The sequence below is a fragment of the Streptomyces sp. NPDC050546 genome, from assembly GCF_044457425.1.
Classification (GTDB): Bacteria; Actinomycetota; Actinomycetes; order Streptomycetales; family Streptomycetaceae; genus Streptomyces.
In genome coordinates this window covers 221,885-247,382 of the sequence record NZ_JBITGX010000010.1, presented here as the reverse complement: position 1 = coordinate 247,382, position 25,498 = coordinate 221,885, and the positions used below count along the sequence as shown (strand labels likewise).

Here is a 25,498-nt window from a genome sequence, read left to right as displayed (position 1 = left end):
CATGACCGGCAACATCACGATCACGGACTGCGGTGACTCCGCCCTGACCGCCAGGGCCGTGGGCCTAGACGCCGAGGACGCCTGGCGGCTCGTCCACGCCCTGGCCGACGCCCTGGACACGGTCCGGCTCCCCGGAGTCCACGACGTGGTGCCCACCTACGACGCCCTGCTTGTGGAATTCGACTGCACCGGCACCGACCATGACATCGTCCGGCGGATCGTGGCGCACGAGGCCGCCCGCCTCGGACCGGACCCCGCGCCGGCGACACCGCCCCGACGCTTCGTCGTGCCCGTCGTCTACGGCGGCGAGCACGGGCCCGACCTGCCCGAGGTCGCCCGCCAGATCGGCCTGACCGAGAGCGAGGTCGTCGCCCTCCACTCCGGAAGCGACCTCACCGTGCGCTGCCTCGGAGCGCCCGCCGGGGCGCCGATGACGGACGGCCCGCCCTTCCCGAAGCCGGTGCCGCGGCTGGCGTCGCCCCGTACCCACGTCGACCCCGGCGCGGTCGCCGTCGCCGGACGGCAGGCGGTCATCTGCCCGATGCCCTCGCCCGGCGGCTGGCCGCTCCTCGGACGCACGCCCGTGCGCGTCCTCGACCCGCACAGCGACCCGATCACCGCCTACCGGCCGGGGGACACCTTCCGCTTCGTCCCCATCACCCCCGACGAGTGGGACGACCACGCCGGCACCTCCCTGGCGGCCTGCCATGGCTGACACCCTGACGATCCGCACCCCGGGCATCGCCACCGTGCAGGACCTCGGCCGGGTCGGCCGCTCCCGCTACGGTCTGCCCGCCGGCGGAGCCGCCGACCAGCACTCGGCGCGTGTCGCCAACGTCCTGTGCGGCAACGACGACCGCGCCCCGCTGCTGGAGATCACGGCGTTCGACTTCGCGTGCGTGCCCTCGGCCGACATCCTCGTCGCCGTGACGGGCGCCCCCGCCGACGTGACCGTCGAGGGCGGCGTCCGCCCCCAGTGGGAGCCGGTCTCCGTGTGCGCGGGCGAGACCCTTCGCGTCACCGGCATCCGCCGGGGACTGCGTGTCTACCTGGCCGTGCTCGGCTCGTTCGAGGCCGACTACCTTCAGGGCAGCTGCGCCCCCGACACCATCCTGGGCTTCGGCCCCGCCCTGAGCGGCGGCGACGAACTCGTGCTGCGCGCGACCTGCCCGCCCCTCGACCACCCCTTCTCACGGATCCCGCTGTTCCGCCTGAACGCCCCCGTCCCCGCGTTCCCCGCCACCTGGACCATCGACGTCACCGACGGCCCCGACCGGGCCGACTTCGGAGACACCGGAAGCCGGCTGTTCGAGGCTCCCTTCACCGTCAGCCCGCGCAGCAACCACATCGGCCTGCGACTGCGGGGCGACGTACCCCGCCGCGTCACCCAGGGCGAGATCCTCTCCCGCGGTGTCCCCATCGGCGCCGTCGAAGTGCCGGCGGGGGACGAACTCCTCGTGCTGCACCGCGGCCGCGGCGTCACGGCCGGCTACCCCGTCCTCGCCGTCGTCACCGCCACCGGCCTGTCCACCCTCGGGCAGGTGCGCCCCGGGCAGAGCATCCGCTTCCGCCACCGCACCCTCGACCAGGCGGTCACCGCCCACCGTGCCCAGCGGGGCGCCGTCGACGCACTGCGCACCCGCGTCCGCACCGCCTTCGACGCCCTGCGCATCCGCGCCCCCGACACGGCCTGACACCCAGCCAGCTCCCCGGCCATGTCCCCGGCCACCTCCCCACCGCCCCCTCTCGCTCGCCCGCACGGAGCCCCCACGCCCCACGCCCCTCGTCCCCGGCCCGCCGCAAGACAGGAGACGCCATGACCACCATGGCCGCTCAGCCAGTCCCCAACACCGTCGACCCCAGAACAGCCCGGAAGGTCACCCTCGCGGGATGCGTCGGCATCTTCGCCGAGCTCTACGACAACGGCATCTTCGGCTTCATGGCCGGAACGCTCGCCGCCGTCTTCTTCCCCGGCTCCGACGACGCCATCATGCTCGTCTTCCTCGGGTACGCCGTCTCCTTCTTCTTCCGCCCCCTCGGCGGCATCATCTGCGGACATCTCGGCGACCGCATGGGGCGCCAGCGGATGCTGGTCTTCGTCATCATGCTGATCAGCGTCGCCACCGCGGCCATCGGCATCCTGCCCACCTACGCGAGCATCGGCATCGCGGCGCCGATCCTGCTGATCCTGCTGCGCGTCGCCCAGGGCTTCTCCGTCGGCGGCGAGGCCTCGGGCGCGATGAGCTTCCTCGCCGAGCACGCCCCGGAGGGCAAGCGCGGCCTCTACACCAGCTACGCGCAGATCGCCTCGTTCCTCTCCCTGCTCACCGGCACGCTCGTCGCCGCCGCCATGACCAGCGGACTCGGCGACGAGCGCATGGAGTCCTGGGGCTGGCGCATCCCGTTCCTGCTCGCCGTCCCGCTCGGCATCACCGGCATCTACATCCGCAAGCGGATCAGCGACACCCCCAACTTCAACCGCCTGAAGGAACAGGGCGGCCTGTCCAAGAACCCCCTGAAGGAAGCGTTCACCTCCGCCGAGCACCGCCGCGCCATGCTGCTGGCCCTGTTCATCCCCCTGATGAACGGCTCCGGGTACTACGTCCTGTTCAGCTACATGCCCACCTTCATGAGCAGCGAGCTCGACTTCGGCAAGGTCCAGGGGCTGCTCGTCACCGCCTCCAGCCTGGTCGCGATCTGTATCGCCATCCCCTTCATGGGCCGTCTCTCCGACCGGATCGGACGCAAGAAGGTCATCGCCGGCTCGGCGATCGCCATGGCCGTCGTCGGCATCCCCTGTTACCTGCTGATCGGCACCGGCAACCTCGCCCTCGCCGTCATCGGCGCCTGTCTCATGGCCGTCGTGTTCGCCGGGCACACCGGCGTCATCCACATCCTGCTCGTCGAACTGTTCCCCACCCGGGTGCGCTACTCCGCCTACGGCCTGGGCTACAACGTCTCTTCCGCGCTCTTCGGCGGCACGGCGCCGCTGTTGATGACCTACCTCATCGCCCAGACGGGCAACGTCAACATGCCGGCCTTCTACGCCGTCGTCACCGCCCTCGGCACCCTCATCGCCGTGTCCCGGGTGAAGGACCGCGCCCATTTGCCCCTGCGCGACGCCTGACACCCCTTCCCCTCACTTCTAGGAGCACAGCAGCATGCCCATCTCCGACTACAGGACGGCCCTCGTCACCGGAGCGTCGACCGGCATCGGAGCCGTGGTCGTCGAGCGACTCGCCAAGCACGGCCTCGAGGTCCACGCCGTGGCGCGCAACGCCGAACGGCTCGACGCCCTGGCCCGCGACACCGGTTGTATCCCGCACGCCGTCGACATCACCGACACCGAGGCGCTCACCGCCGAGCTGGACGGCCTGGACATCGACATCCTCGTCAACAACGCCGGCGTCTCGCGCACCGGCAACATCCTGACCGCCGACGAGTTCGCCGTCGACGAGCAGGTCGCCGTCAACATCCAGGCCGTTCTGCACCTGGTGCGCCTGCTCATGCCCGGCATGGTCGAGCGCGACCTCGGCCACATCGTCAACATCAGCTCCATCGCCGGCGTCTACAACTTCGGCGGCAACACCATCTACCACGCCACCAAGGCCGCCGTGCACACCCTCTCCCGCCAGCTGCGGGTCGACGGCTACGGCCGCCGGGTCCGGGTCACCGAGATCTGCCCGGGCCGCGTGGAGACGGAGATCTTCGGCCGGCTGCTCGGCGACATGGAGGAGGCCCAGCGGCGCTTCTACGACGGCTACGAGTCCCTCAAGCCCGAGGACATCGCCGACTCCATCGAGTTCGCCGTCGACTCGCCCCGGCACGTCAACATCGGGCACATCGAGATCCTGCCCACCTTCCAGGTGCCCGGCGGCCTCAACTTCGAGCGCAGGGAGGGCTGATCCCATGGACACGGCAGAACGGGTACGCCGTATCAAGCCCTCGCCCAGCACGGCGGCCGCCCAGCGCGTACGCGAGCTGAAGAGCCAGGGCCACACCATCCTCGACCTGACCGTGGGCGAGCCCGACTTCGACACCCCCGACCACGTCAAGGCCGCCGCGATCGAGGCCATCGAGGCGGGCGAGACCAAGTACACCCCCGTGAACGGCACCCCCCGACTGCGCTCGGCCATCGCCGGGAAACTCCGCGAGCGCCACGGACTGGAGTGCGCCGACGCGCGGATCGCGGTCGGCGGCGGAGCCAAGCAGGTCATCTTCCTCGCCCTGATGGCCACCCTGGACGAAGGGGACGAGGTCATCGTCCCCGCCCCGTACTGGGTGTCCTATCCGGACATGGTCCGCGCGAACGACGGCACCCCCGTCGTCGTCGACTGCCCCGAGGCGGACGGCTTCAAGCTCACTCCGGAGCGGCTCGGGGCGGCGATCACCGCGCGCACCCGCTGGGTCGTCCTCAACACCCCCGGCAACCCGACCGGATCCGCCTACACCACCGCGGAACTGCGGGCCCTCGCCCAGGTGCTGCTGGACCATCCGCAGGTGCGCGTCCTCACCGACGAGATCTACGACGAGATCTGGTACCGCGAGGAGGACGCCCCGTCCCTGGCCGCCGTCGAACCCCGTCTGGCCGAGCGGGTGTTCCTCACCAACGGCGTCTCCAAGACGTACGCCATGACCGGCTGGCGCATCGGCTACGGCGTGGGCCCGGCGGACCTGGTGACCTCGATCAACACGCTGCAGTCCCAGACCTCCTCCTGCCCCTCCTCCGTGAGCCAGGCCGCCGCCGCTGCCGCGCTCACCGGACCGCAGGACTTCGTCCGGGAGACCGTGCGCGTCTACCGCGCACGCCGTGACGCCACGGTGAAGCTCATCAACGACATCCCCGGTCTCGGCTGCACCGTCCCCGACGGCGGCTTCTACCTCCTGGTCAACTGCCAGGACGCGATAGGGAAGTTCACCCCGTCGGGAAGCCGGATCGAGAGCGACGAGGACTTCGCCCGCCACCTCCTCGACAGCGGGCAGGTGGCGGTGATCCACGGAGCCGCGTACGGCGCGCCCGGCTACTTCCGCATCTCGTTCGCCACGTCGACGGACGTGCTCACCGAGGCATGCGCGCGCATCGCCACGGCGTGCGCCGGCCTGACCTCCGCCCCTTCCACCGCTCCCTCCGCCCTTCCCTCCGTCTGAAAGGTCGTCATGATCCGCGTCAGCACGAAGTTCGAGCGGCCGGACGCAGCTCTGGTCGAGCAACTGCGGGCCTTCTCCTCGGCCACCATCCACGAGGCACAGGGCCGGCTCGGCGCGCTGGACTCGGTGATCAAGCCGGTCGACCACCGCATGTCCCTGTGCGGCCCCGCCTTCACGGTCCAGTGCGCACCCCGCGACAACCTGATGCTGCAGACCGCCATCGCCTACGCCCGCCCCGGGGACGTCATCGTCGTCTCCGCCGGCGCCTACGAGGAGGCGGGGTCCTTCGGGGACGTCCTCGCCAACGCCTGCCGGGCCAAGGGGCTCGGCGGCCTGATCACCGACACGGGCGTGCGGGACACCGAGGACCTGCGCGCCCTGGGATTCCCCGTCTTCTCCCGCAGCATCTCCATCAAGGGCACGGTCAAGGAGACCGTGGGACCGATGTGCGAGCCCGTCACCGTCGGCGGCGTCCTCGTCCGCCCCGGTGATGTGATGAGGGCCGACGCCGACGGTGTGGTCGTCGTCCGCCGTGAGGACGCCGCCGAGGTGGCCGCCGCCTCACAGGAGCGGGTCGACACCGAGGCCGACTACATCGCCGCGTACCGCGCGGGCAGGACAGTCATCGACATCTGCGGGCTCGAGCCGCTGCTCGCGGCGAAGGGGTTGGTGATCGAGGAGTAGCGGCGAGCGGCGTGCCGGTCAGGCCCGGTGTCGGTCAGGCCCAGTGCCGGTCAGTTCCCAGTGTCGGTCAGGGCTTCGTGTCCGTCAGGGAGATGCGGGCGGTGATGCGCTTGCCGACCGGCTGCCGCTCGATGTCGAGGTCCTGGGCGACGGCCTTGACGATCTCCAGGCCGTGCTGGCCTACGCGGTCGGGGTCGGCGGCCCGGGCCGCGGGCACGGCCGGGTCGCTGTCCCACACGACGACCTCCACCGCGGCGCCCGAGACGCGCAGTTCCATGAGGACGGGTCCCGGGGCGTACTTACGGGAGTTGGTGACCAGCTCGCTGACGACCAGCTGGGTCAGGTCCATGGCACGCGGTGAGACGTCCAGGCCGCGCTCGTCCCGCAGCCGGGTGAGGAAGTCCGCCGCGTGGTGGCGGGCCTGCGCGATACAGCCGTCGTCACCGCCCAGGGCATAGCCGACCTGGGTCGGGCGGGCGCCGGGCTCAGTACGGTCCCCGTCGGGTTGCGGCTCCAACAGCATCGTCCTTCTACTCCCCGTTCACGCGCGTGCGTGTACCCCTCACTTTGTCATGCATGCCACGGGCGTGTTGTTCGGCACAGTCGATCGGATGCGTCCGGCCGTGAGAGTGCGGCACAATCGTCGGCACAGACGTTGCACGGGGCAGCCCAGGCGCAGTTGAGGAGACGGTGACCGACAACCAGGGGACGGGCCGGCCGGACCGGCTCTCCATCGAACACTCCACCGTCGACGGCATCCGCGTCGTGACCCTGCGCGGCGAGATCGACCACGGAGTCAAGGACGCACTGCGGCAAGCCCTGTCGCCCCGGGACGGCGAGGCCGGCGCGCCTCGGATCGTGGCGGATCTCAGCGGCGTGACCTTCATCGACTCCAGCGGCATCAACGTCTTCATCCACACCCACCAGCGGGCCGACGCCGCACAGGGATGGCTGCGCCTGGCCGGAATCCGGGGGCCGGTGATGCGGGTCGTCCAGCTCGTCGGCCTGGACGCTGTCGTCGCCTGCCACCCCACGGTCGAGGAAGCCCTGGCGTGAGCGGCCGGCGACAGCCGACGTTCGTGCTGGTGCACGGAGCCTTCGCGAACTCCTTCTCCTTCGCACCGCTCCAGGCCGAACTCGGCCTCCTCGGACACCGTTCGGTCGCCGTCGACCTGCCCGGCCACGGATTCGGGGCGACGTACACCCGCGCCTATCAGGCGCCGCAGGACCTCGAAGGGTTCGCCGGAGCGCCCGGCGCGATCAAGGGTGTGACGCTCGCCGACAACGCCGCGCACCTGATCGGGATCCTGGAACGGGCCGAGCGCCACGGCCCCGTGATCCTCGTCGCCCACAGCCGCGGCGGCATCACGGCCACGGCCGCGGCCAACGCGCGGCCGGACCTGATCGCCCGCATCGTGTACGTCGCGGCCTGGTGCCCGGTCGATCTCGATGTCGGCGCCTACTACGCCGAGCCGGAGATGGCCACGGTCGACGTCGCCGCGCTGGGTGCGGCGATGGCCGGTGACCCCGCCGAACTCGGCCTGCTCCGCGTCAACTTCCGCACCGCCGACCCGGACGCCCTCGCCGCGTTCAAGGCGGCCTTCCTCGCCGACGGCACCGACGAGGAGTTCCTGACCTTCCTGAGCACCTTCCAGCCCGACGAGAACCTGGACGTCGGCGCCCCGGCCGACCGGGCACAGGCCGCGACCTGGGGCCGTGTCCCGAAGACCTACGTCCGCCTGGCCGACGACGCGAGCATGCCCCTCGCCCTCCAGGACCGGCTGATCCGTGAGGGCGACCGGCTGACGCCGCACAACCCGTACGACGTCCGCACCCTCGAGGGCAGCCACCTGAAGTGGCTGGTCGACCCGGCGCCGGCGGCGAGCCTCCTGGGTGAACTCGCCGTGCCCCTCGACGCCATGCCGTCATGAGTACGCGTACTCAGCAGGGCCCGCGAAACCACCCATCCGGCCGGCCGGCCGAGATGAAAGGCTCGCCGCATGTCCGCCTCAACGTCCGTCCGCCGGGCCCCTGTTGCTGCTGTGGGGCTTGTCCTCGTCGCGATCCTGACCCTCACCGCCTGCGGTGATCTGCACGCCTCGGACACGACGGCCGGGGCCGCTCCCAGCAGGTCCGCCGGGCCCTCGCCCAGCACTGCCCGGCCCTCGCCCAGTACCACCGGAGCCTCGCCCAGCGCCGTCGGGGCCTCGCCGTACGTGGAGCCCGGGGCCGGTGACGGGGCCCCGCACTACAGCGAGAACAACGGCCACCGCCGTCCGGGAGAGATGTCCCCGGCCCACGCGAAGGATGCCGAGCGGGAGGCCGATCGCATCAGGCCAGTGCTCGAACGGCTGTGGAAGCGGCGGACGTGGGACCCCGCGACGGTGCGTGAGGCCCTGCTCCGGCTCGGCTACGAGGAGGAGCGCGTCACAGCGGACGGCAAGCGGCTCGGCGGGACGCTCACCGTCGCCAAGATGTCCTCACGCTGGAAGGACGACGGTTACGTGACGCCCGAGGGGGCGCAGGTCGCCCTGCGCGTTCACGACGACGCCTGCGTCATGGCGTTCGTCCAGAAGGCGAACTTCTCGGCGGTGGCGGGTGGCCCGTACCCGGAGAGCGGCTGCTTCTCCCCACCCTTCGCCCACTGAACGCGGAACTCACCCGTCCGCACGCGCTGGGCAAGGCGTCGCCGGGAGGCCCCCTTCAGGATGGAGGAGCCCGGGACGGCCGTGTGCGTGCGAGGGAGAGGTATGACCGAGACCGACAGGGCGAGGATCTTCCCCGCCGAGGACGGAAGCGGCCGGACCTCGCCGAGCCTCGACCCGGGTACCGGCACGGCCGACCTCCGGCGCGTCGGCGCGCACCCCGATTTCTGGTACCCGGTCGCGCTGTCCCGCAGCGTCCGGCGCAAGCGGGTGGTGGCGACCGCCTTCGCGGGCGAGCGCATCGCGCTCTACCGCGGGGAGAGCGGCGCCGTGCACGCCCTGGAGGACAGATGCGCGCACCGGCAGGTGCCGTTGAGCATGGGCGTCGTGGAGGGCGACACCCTCCGCTGCTGCTACCACGCCTGGGCCTATCGCGGCGACGGCCGCATCTCGCAGATCCCGTACCTGTCCCGCGACGACGGCCGGCCGCCGCGCGGCGTGCGCGGCTACCCCGTCCGGGAGGCCTACGGCCTGGTGTTCGTGTTCCCGGGCGACCCGGACAAGGCGGCCGGCACCGCCCTGCCCGATCTGCCGGCCTTCGGCTCACCGCGCTACAGGACCATGACCTACTCCCGGACCGTGCGCTGCCACTACTCGTTCATGCACGAGAACCTGCTCGACATGAACCACCAGTTCCTCCATCGGGGCGTCGTCGGCAAGCTCCACCCCGAACTGCTGGAACACCGCACCGACGCGCGGTCGGTGGAGGCCCGCTATCTGTTCACCCACGCCGGGGGGAAGCGGAACCGCGGCGCCAGCCTGCTGGCCGCCGAGGGCATCAGGGGCAGCGACTCCAGCGACGTCATGACCATCCGCACCGCGTACCCGTACCAGACGCTCGACCTGGTTCCGGAGAACGCCGAGCGTCCGGCCTTCCGCCTCTGGGCCGCCTATGTCCCCGAGGACACCGAACAGCGCGTCTGCCACACCTACGGTCTGCTGATGATCGAGAAGCCCCGGGTCCCCGGCGCGCTTCAGCTGGCCTGGCCGTTCATCAGGCGCTTCACCGAGCGCGTGTTCGCCGAGGACCGCATGGCCGTCGAAGCCGAGCAGCGGGCCTGGGACGAGCAGGGGGAGGACCGCAACCACGAGGTGTTCTCCCTGATCCTGGACGTCCGCGAGGTGCTGCGTTCCAACGGCGTCCCCATCCGGCCCCGGGCCGCCGTGTGCGGCACCGCCCAGGCGTGCGACGGCCGGGCGTCGGTGTAGGGCTCCCATCCAGCGACTGACGGCAGGACCGGTCGCCCGTGCGACGATCTCCGCGTGGACTACCCCAACGACCAGGCCCCCGGCGCCCCCGTCCGCTCCGGCATCCCGGAGCACGGCCGCGTCCCGAAGTACTACGCGGTCAAGGCACGGATCGACCGGCTCGTCGAGGAGCTGGGGGAGGGCGGATCGCTGCCCACCGAGCGTGATCTCTCCGAGCGGTACGAGGTGGCCCGCGAGACCGTCCGGCAGGCCATCCGCGAGCTGGTGCTGGAGGGCAAGCTCCGACGGCAGGGGCGCGGGACCGTCGTCGCGGGGCCCAAGCTGGAGCAACCGCTGTCCCTCGCGAGCTACACGGAAGGTGTGCGGCGGCAGGGGCGGACCCCGGGACGGAATCTCGTCACCCTCGACCGCTTCCCCTGCCCTGACGCGCTCGCCGCCGAGACCGGCCTGCGGCGGGGAGAGCCCGTCTGGCACCTGGAGCGCGTACTGCTCGCCGACGAGGAACGGGTGGGCCTGGAGAGCACGTACGTCGCGGTGGCCCGGGTGCCCCGGCTCGACAGCGACTTCGACCCCGACTCCTCTTTCTACGCCTGGATCAAGAGCCAGGACATCCGGTTCGGCGACGCCGACGAGCGCATCGAGACCGTACTGGCCACGCCGCGCGAGGCACTGCTCATCGGCACGCCGCCCGCGCTGCCGATGCTGCTGATCCACCGCGTGTCCCGGGACACGGAGGGGCAGCCGCTGGAGCGGGTGCGGACCCTCTACCGGGGCGACCGGTTCTCCTTCACGACCCGTCTGCACGGCTGAGAGACATCCAGTCCTGACGCCCTCCATTTATCACGAAAAGATAACGGGTCTAGCCCAAAAGTGCCGACCTGGTTCACGCTGTCGTGGGGAGCCGGACCCCTTCGGCACCCCGAGCACAAGGAGCGTGTCGGACGTGAGAGTGACAGTCGTCGGAGCGGGCGTGGTGGGCACCATGCACGCCTGGCAGGCGGTGAACCGCGGCCATGAGGTCGTACAGATCGAGCGCGAGGCGGAGGCGCGCGGCGCGTCCCTGCGCAACTTCGGCCAGATCTGGGTGAGCGGCCGCGCGGGCGGCGAGGAACTGGACACCGCCCTGCGGGCCCGGGAGCTGTGGGAGGAGATCGGCGGCCGGGTCCCGGCCCTCGGCTTCCGCCCGAACGGCTCCCTCACCCCCGTCCGTGACGACCCGGAACTCGCCGTCGCCGAGGCCGCCCTGGCCCGCCCGGACGCCGCCGCCCGCGGCTACGAGCTGCTCACCCCCGGCGAGGCCCGTGCCCTGAACCCCGCCCTGCGCGGCGAGTTCAGCGCCGCCCTGTACTGCGAGCGCGACGCGGCCGTCGAGCCCCGCACCGCCCAGCTCGCCCTGCGAGCGGAGCTGCTCAAGTCCCCGCGCTACCGCTTCCTGCCCGGCCGCGAGGTCCGTGACGTCGTCGGGCCGGGCGCCGTCCGCGACGACCACGGCGACATCCACAGGGGCGACGCGGTCGTCCTCTGCACCGGTGCCTGGCTCGGCGGCCTGGTCCGCGAGCTGGCCGGACCCGGCCTGCCCGTGCGCCGCGTACGCCTCCAGATGATGCAGACCGACCCGCTGGGCGAGCCGCTGACCACCTCGGTCGCCGACGCGGACAGCTTCCGCTACTACCCGGCCTACGCCTCCTCCGCACTCGACGCGCTCAATGCCGGCAGGCCGCAGGCCGGGACCGCCGCAACCCACCGTATGCAGCTGCTCATGGTCCAGCGCGCCGACGGCGGGCTGACCATCGGCGACACCCACGAGTACGAGCACCCCTTCGCCTTCGACACCCCCGAAGACCCCTACGACCACCTCACCGGTGTCGTCGAGTCCCTCCTCGGCCGCCCCCTGCCGAAGGTCCGGCGCCGCTGGGCCGGGGTGTACGCCCAGTGCACCGACACCGCCCGGGTCGTGCACCGGCAGCAGGTGCGCGACGGGGTGTGGCTCGTCACCGGGCCCGGCGGGCGCGGCATGACCTGCTCGCCCGCGATAGCCGAGACCACCGCCGAGGAGCTGGGATGGTAGACGCACCCGACGCACCCGACGCACCCGACGCACCCGACGCACCCGAGGACCTCCGCCTCGTCGTCCTCGACATGGCCGGTACGACCGTCGCAGACGGCGGGCTCGTCGAGCAGGCCTTCGCTGCGGCGGCCCGGCGCCTCGGCGCGGATCCCGACTCGATGCTGGACCACGTCCGCGCCACCATGGGCGAGTCCAAGATCTCCGTGTTCCGGCAGCTGTTCGGGCAGGAGGCGAAGGCCCAGGAGGCCAACCAGGCCTTCGAGGAGGCCTACGCGGAACTCGTCGACGGCGGCCGGGTCGCGGCCCTGCCCGGTGCGCGGGAGGCCGTCGAGGCGCTTTTGTCCCAGGGCCGTACGGTCGTGCTGACGACCGGCTTCGCGCGCACCACACAGGACGCGATCCTGGCCGCGCTGGGCTGGCAGGACCTGGTGCCGCTGACGCTGTGCCCCGCCGACGCCGGGGGCCGGGGGCGCCCGTTCCCCGACCTGGTCCTGACCGCGTTCCTCCGTACGGCGGCGGCGGACGACGTCCGGCAGGTCGCCGTCGTGGGCGACACCTCGTACGACATGCTCACCGGGGTCCGGGCGGGGGCGGGCCTGGTCGCCGGTGTTCTGACCGGCGCGCACGACGCGGACGCGCTGCGGGCCGCGGGGGCGCGGCATGTGCTGGACAGCGTGGCGGACCTGCCCGGACTGCTCGCGTGAGCTACGGCCCCGGCTCCCCTGACCGGATGCCGCGAGGGGGTACGGCCTGCCGCGCGCCGTAGCTCGTGCCGCGGGTCAGCCGGCCGCGTGGTCGACGCGCAGCCGCACCTGCTCCTCCAGTCGCTCGAGGCTGGTGTCCAGCGCGTCGCCGACGGCCCGCTCGCCGGGATCGTGGCCGGCGTCGAAGAACGACAGGTGCACCGTCACCTCGCTGGCGCCGCTGCCGAGGCCGGCGACCTGGAGCCATCCCGCGTAGCCGCCCTGGTCCCGGGTGCCCCACTCGATCCGCATCTGGTCGCGCCGGGCGCGCAGCAGGGCGGAGGTGTCCTCGTCCCTGCGGTCCTCGTGCACGGTGACGGCGGGCAGTTCCTCGGCCCGCACATGCAGGGCTTCCGGCAGCCAGGTGTCGAGCCGTCCGACGTTCGCCGCCTCGTCGAAGACATGCTCGGGCTGTGCGGGCATCGTGCGTGAACGTTCGTACTCGGTCATCGCGGTACCTGCCTTGCCTCGGGGGCGTACAGCGCACCGCGTTCCCGGCCTGCCAGGACCCAACCGCGAAAGGCCCCGCCCGCACCCTGCGGACGGGGCCTTCCAAGGCGGTCAGAACTTGGGCTGGGGCGACTGCGCCTGGACGAGTTCCGTCGCCTCCGCCTCCGTCTCCACGGACGGCGGCGAGCCCGCCAAGGGCTTGTTGGCGGTCTCCCGCATGCACAGGACGGCGATGACGCCGATGACGGCGGCGCCCGTGGCGTAGTACGCCGGCATGAGGGTCGAGTCGAAGGCGCTGATCAGAGCCGTGATCACCAGAGGCGTCGTGCCGCCGAAGAGCGAGGTGGCCAGGTTGTAGGCGACCGAGAGGGAGCCGTAGCGGACGTGGGTCGGGAAGATCGCCGGGAGCGCCGCCGACATCGTGCCGAGCATCGTCACCAGGGACAGCCCCAACAGCAGCAGACCCAGGGCGATGAGGAGAACACTTCCCTGCCGGATGAGCCAGAAGGACGGCAGCGAGAGGAAGAGGAAGCCCAGCATCCCCGTCATCAGCAGCGGCTTGCGCCCGAAGCGGTCCGACAGCCGTCCGACATGGTTGATGACGCACATCTGCAAGACCATCACGATGAGCAGGATCAGCAGCCCGTGATTGGTGCCGTAGCCCAGCTCGTCGGACAGGTACGTCGGCATGTACGACAGCAGCATGTAGTCGTTGATGTTGTACGCCGCGACGAGCGCGAGGCACAGCAGCAGCGGCCGCCAGTACCGGGTGAAGATCCTGCCGAGGTCACCGGTGGCCGAGGTCTCCACGGAGTCGGCCGCCTCGCTCGCCTTGACCTGGCCACCCTCCAGCTTCTGGAAGGCGGGCGTCTCGTCCAGCTTGAGCCGCAGATAGAGGCCGATGAACCCGAGCGGCGCCGCGACCAGGAAGGGGATGCGCCAGCCCCACGCCAGCATCTCGTCCGCGCTGAGCACGGTCTGGAGGACGACGACGAGGCCGGAGGCCCCGACGTAGCCGCCGAGCGTGCCCAGCTCAAGGAAGCTGCCGAAGAAGCCGCGCCTCTTGTCGGGCGCGTACTCCGCGATGAACGTCGAGGCGCCCCCGTACTCCCCGCCGGTCGAGAAGCCCTGCACCAGCCGGAAGAAGATCAGCAGGGCCGGGGCCCACATGCCGATGACGTCGTGCGAGGGGACGAGACCGATGGCGAAGGTCCCCACCGCCATCATGATCATGGTGAGGGAGAGGATGCGCTTGCGGCCGACCTTGTCGCCCAGCGGCCCGAAGACCATGCCGCCGAGCGGACGCACCAGGAAGGCCACCGCGAACGTCGCGAAGGAACTGAGCAGCTGGGCCGTGTCGTTCCCGGACGGGAAGAAGACCTTCCCGATGGTCACGGCCAGATAGCTGTAGATCCCGAAGTCGTACCACTCCATCGCGTTGCCGAGGGCGGCGGCCTTCGTGGCGCGCTTGACGGCAGCGTCGTCGGTCACGGTGATGTCGCTGCGGCGCAGCTTCGGGTGGCGTCGTTTCTCGATCGCGCGGAACAGAACCCGGTGTCGTCTCACAGCCGCGGGATCCACCGACTCGTCATTGTCGGGCGCCGCCATTACGTCGTTCCTTTCGCCGGTCGTTTTCCCAAGCACAACGCCTGCACAGTTCTCGCGCGCTCAAACGCTCGTCCACGTCACAGACGATCTTCCCGGCGTCCGGCCGGTTCCGCTTGCGGGCCGCGGCGTGTGCTCGTCCCCTGGTGGGGGAACGTGATTCCCCGGGGTGAGGGCGGGGCCCGGCCGAGAGGAGCCCAGGTGACAGCGTCGGCCGAGCAGGATGCCGGGTACGAGCCGGATCCGCGCCGGTGGCGGGCCCTGTGGGTCACGCTGGTGGCCGGCTTCATGAGCCTGCTGGACGTCTCGATCGTGGTGGTCGCCCTGCCCTCCGTCCAGCGCGGCCTGCACGCCTCTCCCGCGCAGGTCCAGTGGGTGGTGTCGGGCTACGCGCTCGCCTTCGCTCTCGCCCTCGTCACCGCGGGCCGCCTCGGTGACGCGCTGGACCGCCGCCGCATCTTCCTGCTGGCCCTCAGCGGCTTCGTGGTCTTCAGCGCGGCCTGCGGGGCGGCCCCCAGCATCACGCTGCTGATCGCGGCCCGGCTCGCCCAGGGCCTGGCCGCCGGTTTCATGGCGCCCCAGAACTCCGCGCTCATCCAGCAGCTGTTCCGCGGTGCCGAACGCGGTCGCGCCTTCGGATTCTTCGGCGCCACCGTCGGCATCTCCTCCGCCGTCGGCCCCCTCGTCGGCGGCATGATCCTCGCCCTGGCCGACGGCGCCCAGGGCTGGCGGTGGATCTTCTACGTCAACGTCCCCATCGGCATCCTGGCCGTCCTGCTCGGCCGCCGTCTGCTGCCCCGCACCCGGCGCTCCGGCCGGGGACATGTGGACCTGCCCGGGGTCCTGTTCCTCGGCCTCGGTGTCCTCGCGCTCATGTTTCCGCTGGTCCAGGCGGGCTCCGGCGGCATCGGCCGGCTGTGGTGGCTCTTCCTCGCCGGTATCGCGCTCCTGGTCGCCTTCGCCCGTCGGCAGCGCAGCCTGGTGGCCCGCGGTATCCAGCCGCTGCTCGATCCGCGCCTGTTCACCGCCGTGCGCGGCTACGCCGTCGGGGCCGGCGTCGGCACGCTCTACTTCGTCGGCTTCAGTGGCGTCTGGCTGGTCTTCGCGCTCTACTACCAGGACGGCCTGGGTTTCTCCCCGCTCCGGTCCGGCCTCGCCGTGACGCCTTTCGCCCTCGGCTCGGCCTGCGCGGCCGCGATCGCCGGGCGGCTGGTGGACCGGCTCGGGCGCCTGCTCACCGTGGGTGGCCTCGCGGCCGTGATGGCCGGCCTGGGCGGCACCGCGCTGCTGCTCCGCCTCGCGCCCCTCGGCATCGCGCCCTGGGCCGCCGCCCCGCTGCTGTTTCTCGGCGGCGCCGGCAGCGGCTGTGTGATCTCCCCGAACATCACCATGACCCTGCGCGACGTGCCCGTGCACATGGCGGGCGCGGCGGGCGGCGCCCTGCAGACCGGGCAGCGGCTCGGCGCCGCCGTGGGCACCGCCGCCCTGCCCGGCCTCTTCTATCTGGTGCTCGGCGGGAGCGACGACTACCGGGGCGCCCTCCTCGTCGCGCTGGGCGCCGCGCTCGTCGGCATGGCGGCCTCCCTGGCCCTGGCGACGTTCGACTGGCGGCGCGACCGGCGGACCCCGCAGGCGCACGGGACCTGCCCGGAGGATGTCGCCAACAACCCTGTGCACGCCAGGCAGACCTGAGGAGCGGGTGCCCGGGCGTCATGCGGTCGTCGGCCTCACGTGGTCGTGGCCCCATGTGGTCGTGGCCCCATGTGATCCGTGGCCTCACGTGGTCCGTGGCCTCACGTGGTCCGTGGCCTCACGTGGTCCGTGGCCTCACCTGCTCCGGCGCCTCAGGCGGTCTGCGGTTGGGCTTCCCGCGGCGCGGTGTCGTCCAGTTCGCCGCGGACGGCGGCGATGGCGAAGGCCGTCATGGAGGCCAGGACGATCAGCGCGAGCGGTCCCCAGATCGCCGGTATCGCCCACATCGGCCAGTCATTGGCCGACTGTGCCCAGAGGGTCAGGATCGCGGTGGCGCCCAGGCCGACGCCGTGCCACCGCACCACCATGGCCGCCTTCGCATGCCGCCGGTCGCCCCGGGCGAGGAGGGGCCACAGCCCTCCCACGAGGGCCGTCAGGCCGAACGACACACAGGCCAGCGCGCCGCCCAGACGGTCCTCGGGCCAGCCCACGGGCCCGTCGGACGTCTGCTGCCGCAGCCCCTCGGCGTCCCGTACCTCCACGACCTGCCCATGCCAGATCAGGCCGACGACCTTGTCGTCCGGCTCCAGTTCGGAGACCACGGGATCGGCCCGCAGGAACGTCACCTGCCACGGTCTGCCGGACGGCAGCACCAGCTCCGCCTCCGGGGAGGCGTTCCGCTCACCGCGGTTCGTGTCGGCCTCCCGGACCGTGAACTCCTGCTCCCACACGCACCCCGACGCCCGCACCGGCGCAGAGGCGCAGGCCGGCGCGGCACGGAACTCCCGCTCCCGCTCCAGCGCTCCCCGGATCTGGAGGGCCGACGCCACCCCGAACCCGAGAGCCACGACAGCGATCAGCAGCCAGAGAACGGACCGCAGCGCCATGCGCCCCGGCGACTCCACCATGACTCGTCCCCCCGTTCTACGCGGAACCCGCAGGCGCATTGGAACACGCTTGCGGGTCCCTGCCCAGGCCCGCTACCCGGCGGTGTGGACGCGCCGGCCCTCGACGAAGGTCTCCAGCACCCGCGTCGCGCCGATCTCCTCGGGCGGGCCCGCGAACGGGTCGCGGTCGAGGACCACGAGGTCGGCCGACTTCCCCGCGGTGATGCTGCCGGTGATGTCGTCGAGGTGGTTCACATAGGCGCTGCCCGCCGTGTAGGCGGCGATGGCCGTACCCAGGTCGAGGCGCTGCTCCGGCAGGAAGGCCGGGGTGCCCCCGGGCGCGTCGGGCGAGATCCGGTTGACGGCGACATGGATGGCCTGGAGCGGATCCGGGCTGCTGACCGGCCAGTCGCTGCCCGCGGCGAGGGTCGCGCCGGCGCGCAGCAGATCACCGAAGGGGTACTGCCACGCGCCGCGCTCCGCGCCCAGGAAGGGCAGCGTCAGTTCGTCCATCTGCGGTTCGTGCGCGGCCCACAGCATCTGCAGGTTGGCGCTCGCGCCCAGGGCGCGGAAACGCGGCAGGTCGCGGGGGTGGACGACCTGGAGGTGGGCGAGGTGGTGCCGCGTGTCGCGAACGCCGTTGGCCGCCCGGGCGGACTCCACCGCGTCGAGCGCCTCACGCACCGCGCGGTCGCCGAGCGCGTGGAAGTGGACCTGGAAACCGAGAGCGTCCAGCTCGGTGACGTACTTCCGCAGCTCGCCCGGCTCCACGAAGCTGATCCCGCTGTTGTCCGAGGAGCAGCCGCAGCCGGTCAGGTACGGGTCGAGCATCGCGGCGGTGTGGTTCTCGGCGATGCCGTCCTGCATGATCTTCACCGTGCCGGCGCGGAACCGGTCCCGGCTCAGCTCGTCCCGGGACGCGGCCAGTTCGGCGATCTGCTCGGCGCCGCGCTCGCGGTCCCACCACAGCGCGCCGACGACCCGGGCGGTGAGCAGGCCCCGGTCGAGGGCGGCCTGGTAAACGGGCGCCGGGTCGGTCATGTTGGCGTACGTGCCGACGATGGCGTCCTGCCAGGCCGTGACGCCGTGGGAGTGCAGCACGGCCTGGGCGCGCAGCAGTGCGGCGAGCTTCTCCTCGGGCGTGGGGTCCGGCAGCAGCCGGCCGACCAGGTGGACCGCGCCTTCCTGGAGCATGCCGGTGGGGTTGCCCCCGGCGTCGCGCTCGATGCGGCCGTCGGCGGGGTCGGGCGTACGGGCGTCGATGCCCGCGCGCTCCAGCGCCCGGCTGTTGACCCAGGCGCCGTGGTGGTCGCGGTTGGGCAGGAAGACGGGGCGGTCCGGGACGATCGCGTCGAGGGCGGCGGCGGTGGGGGAACCGCCCGGGAACGCCTCGAGGGACCAGCCGCCACCCGTGATCCACTCGGCGTCCGGGTGCTCCTGCGCGTACGCCCTGATCCTGCGCAGGTACTCGGCCGGGTCGACGGTGTCGCCGAGATGGCACTGGCCGAGTTCGATGCCCGCGCCCAGCGGATGGACATGCGCGTCCTGGAAGCCCGGCAGCAGCAGTTTCCCGGCGAGGTCGACGACCTCGGTGCGCGGCCCGATCAGCTCGCGCACCTCGTCGTGACCGACGGCGGCGATCCGCCCGCCGCGCACGGCCACGGCGGTGGCGCGGCTGCGGGCGGGATCGACGGTGTGCACGGGGCCGCCCGTGAAGACGAGGTCGGCCGGTCCCGTGGCGTGGGGGTGCGACATGAGGGTGAACTCCATGGGGGTGGGTTCAGACCGCCGTGCGGTCCATCGGGAGGGTGAGGGCATCGGCGTCCGTGCCGTGCCCCGTCGTGAAGTACGGCGAGCGCCGGACGTACTTGGCCACGGCCGCCATGCCCAGCCCGGCCAGCACGATCACGGCGGGCAGCGAGAACATGAACCAGCCGTTGTCCGGGCTCAGTTCGAAGTGGTCGCTCATGGTCAGGTACGAGTATCCGAGGTAGCCGCCGAGGCCCAGCAGCGCCAGCCCGGCCACGGCGGGCACACCGACGGCGAGCAGTGCCTCGCGCGGTCCGTCATGACGCGCCGAGCGGAAGCGCACGGCGCAGGCGAGCGCGGTGAGGCCGTAGTAGAGGGCGACGATCAGGCCGATGGCGTTGACGGCGGCCAGCAGCATGTCGCTCAGCTTGGGGATCGCGAAGGCGGCCAGGGCGATCACGGCGGCGACGGACATCACGACGGCCGTCCCGACGGCGGGTGTGCCGTACCGCGGGTGGATCCGGGTCCACAGCGGCCCCATCGTGCGGTCGCGGCCCATGGCGAGCAGTCCGCGTGCCGTGGGAATCAGGGTGGCCTGCACGGAGGCGACGGCGGAGAACATCAGCGCGACCAGGGGCAGGGCGGCCCAGGGCTCGGCGGCCAGTTTCGCCCCGAGGTAGGGGAGGGCCTGGGGCCCGTTGCGGACGAGTTCGGCCAGGCTCATCTCCCGCTGGAAGGCGACCGAGGCGAAGAGGAACAGACCGAGCATGGCGAAGAGCGCGATGAGACCGCCGCGGGCCGAGTCGCCCGGTCGTTTGGTCTCCTCGGTGACGCTGAAGGCCGCGTCCCAGCCCCAGAAGAAGAACACCGCGAGGACCATGCCCTGGGCGAAGCTGGTGCCGCTGGAGATCTCGAAGGGGTTGAACCAGGAGAGGGAGAAGGCGTGGTCGCCGGTGAGCAGGGCCCAGCCGCAGAAGCCCAGCAGCACCGCGTACTCGAAGACCAGCAGGGCGAACTGGAACCGGGTCGCGCCCCGGACACCGGTGACGGCCAGGGCCGTGAGGGCGAGCAGGATCACCAGGCCGACCGCTGTACAGACACCGGTGGACGTCGGATCGAGGGCGATGCCGGCGAGGCTGCTCAGACCGGCCTTGTTGGCGAAGAGCAGGACGACCGAGCCCATGATCGCGCTCGTGTAGGCGCAGAAGATGACCGAGCCGACCAGCGTCACCCAGCCGGTCAGGAAACCGGGCCAGGGGCCGAGGGTTCTGCCGACCCAGGTGTAGCCGTTGCCGCAGTTGGGTTCCGAACGGTTGAGCCGGGCGTAGGCGGTGGCGATGCCGAGCACCGGCAGGAACGCCAGGAGCAGCAGCGCCGGGGCCTGGAGGCCCACGACCGTCGCGATCGTGCCCATGCCGATGGCGATGCTGGTGGTGGCCGCGGTGCTGGACGCGGCGATGGCGACGCCGTCGACCACGCCGAGGGAACGGCGCAGCGCGGGACGTGCCGGCGGAGGTGCGGACGACATGAAGGGCTCCTCGGGGGACAGGGTGGGAAGAGCCGCGCGGGACTGTGATGGAACAACCGGCGTCCATATTCGGTCAACCCTGTTGACGTAAGGCGGCCCGGGGTCGTTCACTGCGGTGCACAGTCGCACGGCGAGAGGAGCCCCGGTCATGTCCACTCGTGTCCCGCAGGAGCGTCGGCGCCGGCGGCCGACCCGTTCGGGCGTCCTGCTGTCGGAGGACGTGATCGTGGAGACCGCGCTGCGCCTGATCGGGGAGCACGGCCCCGAGGCGCTGAGCGTGCGCCGCCTCGGCGCGGCGCTGGGCTGCGACCCGACCGCCCTGTACCGCTACTTCCACGGCACCGACGACCTGGTGCTCGCCATCGCCGACCGGATCATCGGCGACGCGATGGCCGGCTTCGTACCCGGAGAGGACTGGGTGGCCTCGCTGCGCGAGATGGCGACGAGGGTCCGTGCGGGATACCTCGCCCACCCCCGGGCGGCCGCCATGGCCGCACACCGGGTCACCCGGCGCCGGAACGAGATCCACGCCGTGGACACGGGGATCGGCCTCCTGCTGAACGCGGGCTTCCCACCGGCCGACGCCGCCCGGCTCTACCTGGCCTTCATCGACACCGTGCTCAGCCACGCCGCCACGGAGGCCGCGTTCCACGCCCTCCCGCGGCAACAGCGAGACGCCGACCACCGGGCATGGCGGGACGTCTACCAGGACCTGGACCCGGAGACCTATCCGTCCCTCACCGCGGTCCGCACCGAGCTGCCCGGAATGGCGGACAGCTCCTTCGCACAGGCGGTGGACCTCCTCCTGGAGGCCCTGACGGCCCGGGCCCCGGAGCGACGGCGTTCCCACCGCTGACCCGCGATGTCCGGCATCCGCTGTCGTGGGGGCTCGGCCGGGCGGACGTCTCCCGGCGCCTCACAGCTCCAGCGCGATGGAGCCCACGGCTTTCCGTGAGGCGAGACGCGCGTAGCCGGCCTCGAAGTCGGAGAGGGCGTACCTGCTGTCGATGACGGGCCGCAGGTGTCCCTCGGCTGCCAGGCGGCCGATTCCGTCGAGGCCCTTGGCGATCTCCTCGTCGGAGTCGCCGTGCACGCCGTAGCCGGTGACGACGCGTTCGCCGGCGAGGAGATCCATGATCTCGACCGTGGCCTGCCTGCCGCCGGTGAAGCCGAGGGAGACGATCGTGCCGTGCCGGCGAACGGAGCGGATCAGTTCACCGAGGCGCGGGCCGCCCACGGGGTCCAGGGCGATGTCGACGCCCCGGCCGTCGGTGAGTTCGGCGACGGCCTCGCCGAGATGCCGCGAGGAGGAGTCGATGACCGCCGGCGCACCGGCCTCGGCTGCCCGGCGGGCCTTCCGCGCCGTCGAGACCAGGGCGATGGGCCGCGCCCCGAGCGCCCGGGCCGTCTGCATCACGGCGTGGCCCACTCCGCCCGTCGCCCCGGACACCAGAGCCGTCTGCCCGTTCCGGACCCCCGCGGCCTTGGTGAGGGCCAGATAGGCGGTCAGGTAGTTGACCGTCAGGGCCGATCCCTCCGCCCAGTCGAGGGTGTCGGGCAGCTGAAGCAGACGGTCGTCCCTGACCAGGGCCCACTCCTGGAAGAGCCCGTCCACGGTGACGCCGAGATCGGAATGGCCGTAGACGGCCACCCGGGTGCCGGCGGGGAAGCGACCGCTCTCCTCGACGGTCCCCGCGCCCTCGTTGCCCAGGACGAGCGGGGCCTTCGGGAAGCCGAACTCGCCTGTCCGAACCGTGTTGGAGAGCTGGTTGATCGTCGCGGCGCGCAGCCTGACGAGCGTGCAGCCCTCGCGTGGAACCGGCTTCGGGCGTTCCTCCACGCCCATCTGAGGCGGGTTGCCGAATCGCCGCGTCACGATCGCCTTCATGATGAATCTCCAGAGAGTTGTGTGCGGATGTCCGATGAGCAGTGGTCGCTCACCGGGCGGCAGTGGTGGGCTCGGCGGCGTCGGGAACCGTCGTCGTCGTGCCTTGGTCGTGGCGGGTGAGGAGCCGGTCCAGCAGGGTGCTCGCGACAGCCGTCAGGGCGAAGGCCGCGCCGACCCAGCCGATACCGGCCAGGCCCGGGCCCGCGTCGATGACCAGGCCGGACACCCAGGGAGCGACGGCGATGCCGACGTTGAACGCGGCGATGTTCACCGCGCCGCCCAGCGTCCTGGTCTCGCCCAGGACCCCGAACACCCGGGCGTTCACCGCCGGGTTGGTCACGAAGCCACCGGCGGCGAGGAGCACCACGAGCGGGATCACCACCGAGGCGTTGTCCGCGCTCAGCGCGATGCCCGCGGCCACGATCGCGACGGTGCCCATGCCGGTCAGCAGGACCCCGAACGGCGCCCGGTCGGCCCTGCGACCGCCCACGGTCAGACCGGCCAGCGCCCCCACCCCGTACAGCCCGAGCACCACCGGCACGAACCCCTCCGAGACGCCCGTGACGTCCTGCAGGAGGGCACCGAGGTAGGAGAAGACGGCGATGGTGGCGGAGACGGTCAGCGCGGTGGTGGCGTAGGCGACCCACAGGAGCGGCACGGCCAGGGAGCGCAGCTCTCTACGCAGCCCCGGACGCGGAGTCCCGGCGTCGTGACCGCCGGGCAGGCCGAGCAGCAGCGCGATCCCGGACAGCGCGGTCAGCACGGCAACGGCCCAGAACGCGGCCTGCCAACCGGTGTGCTGGGCGAGCAGCGTGCCGCCCGGAACACCGATGATCATGGACAGGCTCAGCCCGGACACGACCACGGACATCGCCCTGCCGCGCCGGTCCGCGGCGACGAGAGAGACCGCCGCGACGGAGGCCAGCGCCCAGAACCCGGCGTACGCCATGCCTGTGACCGCCCGCATGACCAGCTGGAACGCGAAGTGCGGCACGAGCGCGGCGGCCACGTGCCCGGCGACGAACACGGTCTGGAAACCGGCCAGCGCGGCGCGGCGGGGCAGCCCGAGAGTGGCCAGCGCCAGCAGTGGCGCTCCGACGATCATGCCGACGGCGAACGCCGAGACCAGCAGCCCCGCCTCGGACAGCGGGACGTCCAGATCGTCGGCGACGGAGGGCAGCAGCCCGGAGAGCATGAACTCCGAGGTGCCCTGCGCGAACGTGCCGAACCCGAGGATGTAGACGATGAAAGGCATGGTGGGGCGAACTCCATAAGGACCGTGAGGACAGTCCGAGACGAGGGTGGGCCCGGTCCTCCGGGACCGGCCTGCCTTTCCAGGCTCACGGTCCAGCAGGCCCGGCCGGACCGCGGAACTGGCCCAGCCGAGCCTGGGTCCAGCTGGGCCACCCTGAACGGGGCGAGCGGCCCGCGCCGAGCGAATACTGGAGGGATGGAGCAGAACGCCGAACTGGGAGACTTCCTGCGCAGCAGCCGGGCGCGGCTGAGCCCGGACGACGCGGGCCTGCCTCCGGGCCATGGCGTCCGCAGGGTGCCGGGGCTGCGCCGTGAGGAGGTCGCGCACCTGGCCGGTGTGAGCACGGACTACTACACCCGCCTCGAGCAGGGCCGCCACCCCAACGTCTCCGAGGCCGTGCTGGACGCCGTCGCCCGTGCCCTGCGTCTGGACGACGACGAACGCGGCCATCTCTTCGACCTCGCCAGGCCCTCCACCACCCGCACCCGGCGCCGCCGTCCGGAGCGCGTGCAGCGCGTGCGCCCCGAGGTCCATCAGATGCTGGACCTCCTCAACGGCGTCTCACCGGCCTTCGTGGCCAACCACCGCCAGGACGTGCTGGCCGCCAACCAGCTGGCCCGCGCCCTGATCACGGACTGGGACGCGCTGCCGTACCGGGAACGCAACTTCGCCCGCTACGTCCTCCTCGCCCCCACCGCCCGCGAGCTGTACATCAACTGGGACCAGGTCGCGCAGATCGTCGTGGCCGATCTGCGCCTGGCAGCAGGGCGCCACCCCGACGACGCCCGGCTCAACGAACTCATCGGCGAAGCCGTCGTCAAGATGCCGGAGTTCGGCTCCTGGTGGGACAGCCACCGAGTGGCCCAGTGCGTCCACGGCACACAGCACTTCCAGCACCCCGTGGTCGGCGAGTTCACCCTGCACCACGAGACCCTGGCCTTCCCCGCCGATACGGGCCAGACCATGTGCGTCTACACCGCCGAACCGGGCTCCGCCTCCGCCCAGACCCTCGCCCTCCTCGCCAGCTGGAGCGCCCCCGACGCCCAGCGCAGCGACGGCACGTCACCCGCCTCCCGGACAGGAGACCCATGAGCCACGCCACCACCCCCGCCGACGCCTCACACCGCCGCACCGGCGATCACCTGCGTCTCGTCCGGCCCCAGTGGCAGGGCGCCGGTGCGGCCGTCGTCGGGGAACTCGCCCTCGAGTTCCCGCTCGGGATCGCCCGGCGCGGCTACGCGGTCGGCACCGCGGCCCTCGAAGCGGTTCTGGCGCCGCACGACGGCCCCACCGCGACCGTCCCGGTCACCATGACCGACGAGGGCCTCGCGGAACGCGACGGCGTCGAGGCCAAGGCGGCCGTGTCTGGATCGACTCGCACCCCGACACCGGCACACCGGACAGCGAGTACCACGGCTACCACGCGATGGCCGTCGCCGTCCTCACGGGCCATGGCGACCCCGACGTCCAGAAGCTGCTGCCGGCGACCGTCTCCCCGGACCGCGTCGCCCTCGTCGGCCTGCACGAGTGGACCGACGACGACTTCCCCAACGTCGAGGAGTGGGGGATCACGTCGTTCGGCCCGGACGAACTCCGCGCGTCGACCCGTCCGGTCCTCGACTGGCTCTCGGCCACCGACTGTTCACGCGTCGCCGTCCACTTCGACGTCGACACCGTCGACAGCGACGAGATCGGCCTCGGACTCGGATGCGTACCCGGTGGGCTCACCGGCGGTGAGGTGCGGCGCGTCGTCGCCGACATCGACCGGGCCGCGGACGTCGTCGGCCTCACGATCGCCGAGTTCATCCCCCGTCAGGTCATGCACCTCCAGCGGATCCTGAACGGCTTCCCCCTGCTGCACGGCAGGTGAGAGCCGTCGCGATCGGC

26 protein-coding genes are annotated in these 25,498 nt (G+C 72.0%); 17 read left to right on the top strand and 9 right to left on the bottom strand.

The window, feature by feature from the left end; all coding sequences use genetic code 11:
- Window position 1 precedes the first annotated feature (1 nt).
- The 6 genes from ACIBK5_RS25670 to ACIBK5_RS25645 all read left to right on the top strand — a co-directional run bounded on the left by ACIBK5_RS25670 (window position 2) and on the right by ACIBK5_RS25645 (window position 5,832).
- Window positions 2-715, top strand: coding sequence for an allophanate hydrolase subunit 1 (locus ACIBK5_RS25670; protein WP_399022838.1), 714 nt, complete (start codon window positions 2-4; stop codon window positions 713-715).
- Window positions 708-1,694: a biotin-dependent carboxyltransferase family protein gene (locus ACIBK5_RS25665; protein WP_399022836.1), complete on the top strand. Its 987-nt coding sequence runs from the start codon at window positions 708-710 to the stop codon at window positions 1,692-1,694. Before ACIBK5_RS25670 ends, ACIBK5_RS25665 begins: the two co-directional genes overlap by 8 nt.
- A gap of 122 nt (window positions 1,695-1,816) precedes the next feature.
- Window positions 1,817-3,127 carry an MFS transporter gene (locus ACIBK5_RS25660; RefSeq protein WP_399022834.1) on the top strand — a complete coding sequence of 437 codons (1,311 nt, stop codon included), beginning with the start codon at window positions 1,817-1,819 and terminating at the stop codon, window positions 3,125-3,127.
- Between the two features lie 34 nt (window positions 3,128-3,161).
- Complete coding sequence (locus tag ACIBK5_RS25655) at window positions 3,162-3,905, top strand: SDR family oxidoreductase (protein WP_399022832.1); 744 nt, start codon at window positions 3,162-3,164, stop codon at window positions 3,903-3,905.
- A 4-nt stretch (window positions 3,906-3,909) separates the two neighbouring features.
- The gene (locus tag ACIBK5_RS25650) at window positions 3,910-5,148 is read left to right on the top strand and encodes an aspartate transaminase (RefSeq protein WP_399022830.1); all 1,239 of its coding nucleotides are present in this window, start codon (window positions 3,910-3,912) and stop codon (window positions 5,146-5,148) included.
- 9 nt (window positions 5,149-5,157) lie between these two features.
- Window positions 5,158-5,832, top strand: coding sequence for a 4-carboxy-4-hydroxy-2-oxoadipate aldolase/oxaloacetate decarboxylase (locus tag ACIBK5_RS25645; RefSeq protein ID WP_399022828.1), 675 nt, complete (start codon window positions 5,158-5,160; stop codon window positions 5,830-5,832).
- Between the two features lie 67 nt (window positions 5,833-5,899).
- On the opposite strand, the gene ACIBK5_RS25640 is transcribed toward ACIBK5_RS25645, so the two are convergent.
- Complete coding sequence (locus tag ACIBK5_RS25640) at window positions 5,900-6,349, bottom strand: ATP-binding protein (protein ID WP_399022826.1); 450 nt, start codon at window positions 6,347-6,349, stop codon at window positions 5,900-5,902.
- 173 nt (window positions 6,350-6,522) lie between these two features.
- Between ACIBK5_RS25640 and ACIBK5_RS25635 the strand changes: the two genes are divergently transcribed.
- From ACIBK5_RS25635 to ACIBK5_RS25605, 7 genes are all read left to right on the top strand, one after another.
- A complete protein-coding gene (locus ACIBK5_RS25635) occupies window positions 6,523-6,888 on the top strand; it encodes an STAS domain-containing protein (RefSeq protein WP_399022825.1) in 366 nt (121 codons plus the stop codon).
- Window positions 6,885-7,763: an alpha/beta fold hydrolase gene (locus ACIBK5_RS25630; RefSeq protein ID WP_399022823.1), complete on the top strand. Its 879-nt coding sequence runs from the start codon at window positions 6,885-6,887 to the stop codon at window positions 7,761-7,763. The genes ACIBK5_RS25635 and ACIBK5_RS25630 overlap by 4 nt, the downstream gene beginning before the upstream one ends.
- A 69-nt stretch (window positions 7,764-7,832) precedes the next feature.
- The gene (locus ACIBK5_RS25625; protein WP_399022821.1) at window positions 7,833-8,480 is read left to right on the top strand and encodes a hypothetical protein; all 648 of its coding nucleotides are present in this window, start codon (window positions 7,833-7,835) and stop codon (window positions 8,478-8,480) included.
- Between the two features lie 102 nt (window positions 8,481-8,582).
- Window positions 8,583-9,746, top strand: a complete 1,164-nt coding sequence (locus ACIBK5_RS25620; RefSeq protein WP_399022819.1) for a Rieske 2Fe-2S domain-containing protein — start codon at window positions 8,583-8,585, stop codon at window positions 9,744-9,746.
- 54 nt (window positions 9,747-9,800) lie between these two features.
- Window positions 9,801-10,556, top strand: coding sequence for a GntR family transcriptional regulator (locus ACIBK5_RS25615; RefSeq protein ID WP_399022817.1), 756 nt, complete (start codon window positions 9,801-9,803; stop codon window positions 10,554-10,556).
- A gap of 133 nt (window positions 10,557-10,689) precedes the next feature.
- Window positions 10,690-11,814 (top strand): TIGR03364 family FAD-dependent oxidoreductase, encoded by a 1,125-nt coding sequence (locus ACIBK5_RS25610; RefSeq protein WP_399022816.1) that lies wholly within the window; start codon window positions 10,690-10,692, stop codon window positions 11,812-11,814.
- Complete coding sequence (locus ACIBK5_RS25605) at window positions 11,808-12,518, top strand: phosphonatase-like hydrolase (RefSeq protein WP_399022815.1); 711 nt, start codon at window positions 11,808-11,810, stop codon at window positions 12,516-12,518. Before ACIBK5_RS25610 ends, ACIBK5_RS25605 begins: the two co-directional genes overlap by 7 nt.
- Before the next feature lie 75 nt (window positions 12,519-12,593).
- Here ACIBK5_RS25605 and ACIBK5_RS25600 read toward each other — a convergent pair whose 3' ends face one another.
- Together ACIBK5_RS25600 and ACIBK5_RS25595 are read right to left on the bottom strand one after the other, a co-directional pair.
- Complete coding sequence (locus ACIBK5_RS25600; RefSeq protein ID WP_399022814.1) at window positions 12,594-13,007, bottom strand: SRPBCC family protein; 414 nt, start codon at window positions 13,005-13,007, stop codon at window positions 12,594-12,596.
- 111 nt (window positions 13,008-13,118) lie between these two features.
- Window positions 13,119-14,615 (bottom strand): MFS transporter, encoded by a 1,497-nt coding sequence (locus tag ACIBK5_RS25595; RefSeq protein ID WP_399022812.1) that lies wholly within the window; start codon window positions 14,613-14,615, stop codon window positions 13,119-13,121.
- Between the two features lie 198 nt (window positions 14,616-14,813).
- Here ACIBK5_RS25595 and ACIBK5_RS25590 point away from each other — a divergent pair, with 198 nt between their 5' ends.
- The gene (locus ACIBK5_RS25590) at window positions 14,814-16,304 is read left to right on the top strand and encodes an MFS transporter (RefSeq protein ID WP_399022810.1); all 1,491 of its coding nucleotides are present in this window, start codon (window positions 14,814-14,816) and stop codon (window positions 16,302-16,304) included.
- A gap of 152 nt (window positions 16,305-16,456) precedes the next feature.
- Here the strand turns inward: ACIBK5_RS25590 and ACIBK5_RS25585 are convergent, their stop codons facing one another.
- The 3 genes from ACIBK5_RS25585 to ACIBK5_RS25575 all read right to left on the bottom strand — a co-directional run bounded on the left by ACIBK5_RS25585 (window position 16,457) and on the right by ACIBK5_RS25575 (window position 20,468).
- A complete protein-coding gene (locus tag ACIBK5_RS25585) occupies window positions 16,457-17,212 on the bottom strand; it encodes a hypothetical protein (RefSeq protein WP_399022808.1) in 756 nt (251 codons plus the stop codon).
- 72 nt (window positions 17,213-17,284) lie between these two features.
- Window positions 17,285-18,946 carry an amidohydrolase gene (locus ACIBK5_RS25580; protein ID WP_399022806.1) on the bottom strand — a complete coding sequence of 554 codons (1,662 nt, stop codon included), beginning with the start codon at window positions 18,944-18,946 and terminating at the stop codon, window positions 17,285-17,287.
- 25 nt (window positions 18,947-18,971) lie between these two features.
- Window positions 18,972-20,468: an APC family permease gene (locus ACIBK5_RS25575; protein WP_399022803.1), complete on the bottom strand. Its 1,497-nt coding sequence runs from the start codon at window positions 20,466-20,468 to the stop codon at window positions 18,972-18,974.
- 148 nt (window positions 20,469-20,616) lie between these two features.
- Between ACIBK5_RS25575 and ACIBK5_RS25570 the strand changes: the two genes are divergently transcribed.
- Window positions 20,617-21,324 (top strand): TetR/AcrR family transcriptional regulator, encoded by a 708-nt coding sequence (locus ACIBK5_RS25570; protein WP_399022801.1) that lies wholly within the window; start codon window positions 20,617-20,619, stop codon window positions 21,322-21,324.
- A gap of 60 nt (window positions 21,325-21,384) precedes the next feature.
- Here ACIBK5_RS25570 and ACIBK5_RS25565 read toward each other — a convergent pair whose 3' ends face one another.
- Both ACIBK5_RS25565 and ACIBK5_RS25560 read right to left on the bottom strand, forming a co-directional pair.
- Complete coding sequence (locus ACIBK5_RS25565) at window positions 21,385-22,356, bottom strand: zinc-binding alcohol dehydrogenase family protein (protein WP_399022800.1); 972 nt, start codon at window positions 22,354-22,356, stop codon at window positions 21,385-21,387.
- A gap of 49 nt (window positions 22,357-22,405) precedes the next feature.
- Window positions 22,406-23,611: a Cmx/CmrA family chloramphenicol efflux MFS transporter gene (locus tag ACIBK5_RS25560; RefSeq protein ID WP_399022798.1), complete on the bottom strand. Its 1,206-nt coding sequence runs from the start codon at window positions 23,609-23,611 to the stop codon at window positions 22,406-22,408.
- A gap of 195 nt (window positions 23,612-23,806) precedes the next feature.
- Between ACIBK5_RS25560 and ACIBK5_RS25555 the strand changes: the two genes are divergently transcribed.
- Window positions 23,807-24,703 (top strand): helix-turn-helix transcriptional regulator, encoded by an 897-nt coding sequence (locus ACIBK5_RS25555; protein ID WP_399022796.1) that lies wholly within the window; start codon window positions 23,807-23,809, stop codon window positions 24,701-24,703.
- A gap of 26 nt (window positions 24,704-24,729) precedes the next feature.
- On the opposite strand, the gene ACIBK5_RS25550 is transcribed toward ACIBK5_RS25555, so the two are convergent.
- Window positions 24,730-24,891: a hypothetical protein gene (locus ACIBK5_RS25550; RefSeq protein ID WP_399023076.1), complete on the bottom strand. Its 162-nt coding sequence runs from the start codon at window positions 24,889-24,891 to the stop codon at window positions 24,730-24,732.
- A gap of 89 nt (window positions 24,892-24,980) precedes the next feature.
- Here ACIBK5_RS25550 and ACIBK5_RS25545 point away from each other — a divergent pair, with 89 nt between their 5' ends.
- Window positions 24,981-25,481 (top strand): arginase family protein, encoded by a 501-nt coding sequence (locus ACIBK5_RS25545; protein WP_399023071.1) that lies wholly within the window; start codon window positions 24,981-24,983, stop codon window positions 25,479-25,481.
- The last annotated feature ends 17 nt before the right edge of the window (window positions 25,482-25,498 follow it).

Coding starts and splice junctions, on each gene's coding strand:
- ACIBK5_RS25605 (WP_399022815.1), top strand. CDS start 11,808: ATGGTAGACGCACCCGACGCACCCGACGCACCCGACGCACCCGACGCA.
- ACIBK5_RS25670 (WP_399022838.1), top strand. CDS start 2: ATGACCGGCAACATCACGATCACGGACTGCGGTGACTCCGCCCTGACC.
- ACIBK5_RS25660 (WP_399022834.1), top strand. CDS start 1,817: ATGACCACCATGGCCGCTCAGCCAGTCCCCAACACCGTCGACCCCAGA.
- ACIBK5_RS25620 (WP_399022819.1), top strand. CDS start 8,583: ATGACCGAGACCGACAGGGCGAGGATCTTCCCCGCCGAGGACGGAAGC.
- ACIBK5_RS25570 (WP_399022801.1), top strand. CDS start 20,617: ATGTCCACTCGTGTCCCGCAGGAGCGTCGGCGCCGGCGGCCGACCCGT.
- ACIBK5_RS25575 (WP_399022803.1), bottom strand. CDS start 20,468: ATGTCGTCCGCACCTCCGCCGGCACGTCCCGCGCTGCGCCGTTCCCTC.
- ACIBK5_RS25585 (WP_399022808.1), bottom strand. CDS start 17,212: ATGGTGGAGTCGCCGGGGCGCATGGCGCTGCGGTCCGTTCTCTGGCTG.
- ACIBK5_RS25560 (WP_399022798.1), bottom strand. CDS start 23,611: ATGCCTTTCATCGTCTACATCCTCGGGTTCGGCACGTTCGCGCAGGGC.
- ACIBK5_RS25625 (WP_399022821.1), top strand. CDS start 7,833: ATGTCCGCCTCAACGTCCGTCCGCCGGGCCCCTGTTGCTGCTGTGGGG.
- ACIBK5_RS25580 (WP_399022806.1), bottom strand. CDS start 18,946: ATGTCGCACCCCCACGCCACGGGACCGGCCGACCTCGTCTTCACGGGC.
- ACIBK5_RS25555 (WP_399022796.1), top strand. CDS start 23,807: ATGGAGCAGAACGCCGAACTGGGAGACTTCCTGCGCAGCAGCCGGGCG.
- ACIBK5_RS25665 (WP_399022836.1), top strand. CDS start 708: ATGGCTGACACCCTGACGATCCGCACCCCGGGCATCGCCACCGTGCAG.
- ACIBK5_RS25600 (WP_399022814.1), bottom strand. CDS start 13,007: ATGACCGAGTACGAACGTTCACGCACGATGCCCGCACAGCCCGAGCAT.
- ACIBK5_RS25565 (WP_399022800.1), bottom strand. CDS start 22,356: ATGAAGGCGATCGTGACGCGGCGATTCGGCAACCCGCCTCAGATGGGC.
- ACIBK5_RS25595 (WP_399022812.1), bottom strand. CDS start 14,615: ATGGCGGCGCCCGACAATGACGAGTCGGTGGATCCCGCGGCTGTGAGA.
- ACIBK5_RS25645 (WP_399022828.1), top strand. CDS start 5,158: ATGATCCGCGTCAGCACGAAGTTCGAGCGGCCGGACGCAGCTCTGGTC.
- ACIBK5_RS25650 (WP_399022830.1), top strand. CDS start 3,910: ATGGACACGGCAGAACGGGTACGCCGTATCAAGCCCTCGCCCAGCACG.
- ACIBK5_RS25655 (WP_399022832.1), top strand. CDS start 3,162: ATGCCCATCTCCGACTACAGGACGGCCCTCGTCACCGGAGCGTCGACC.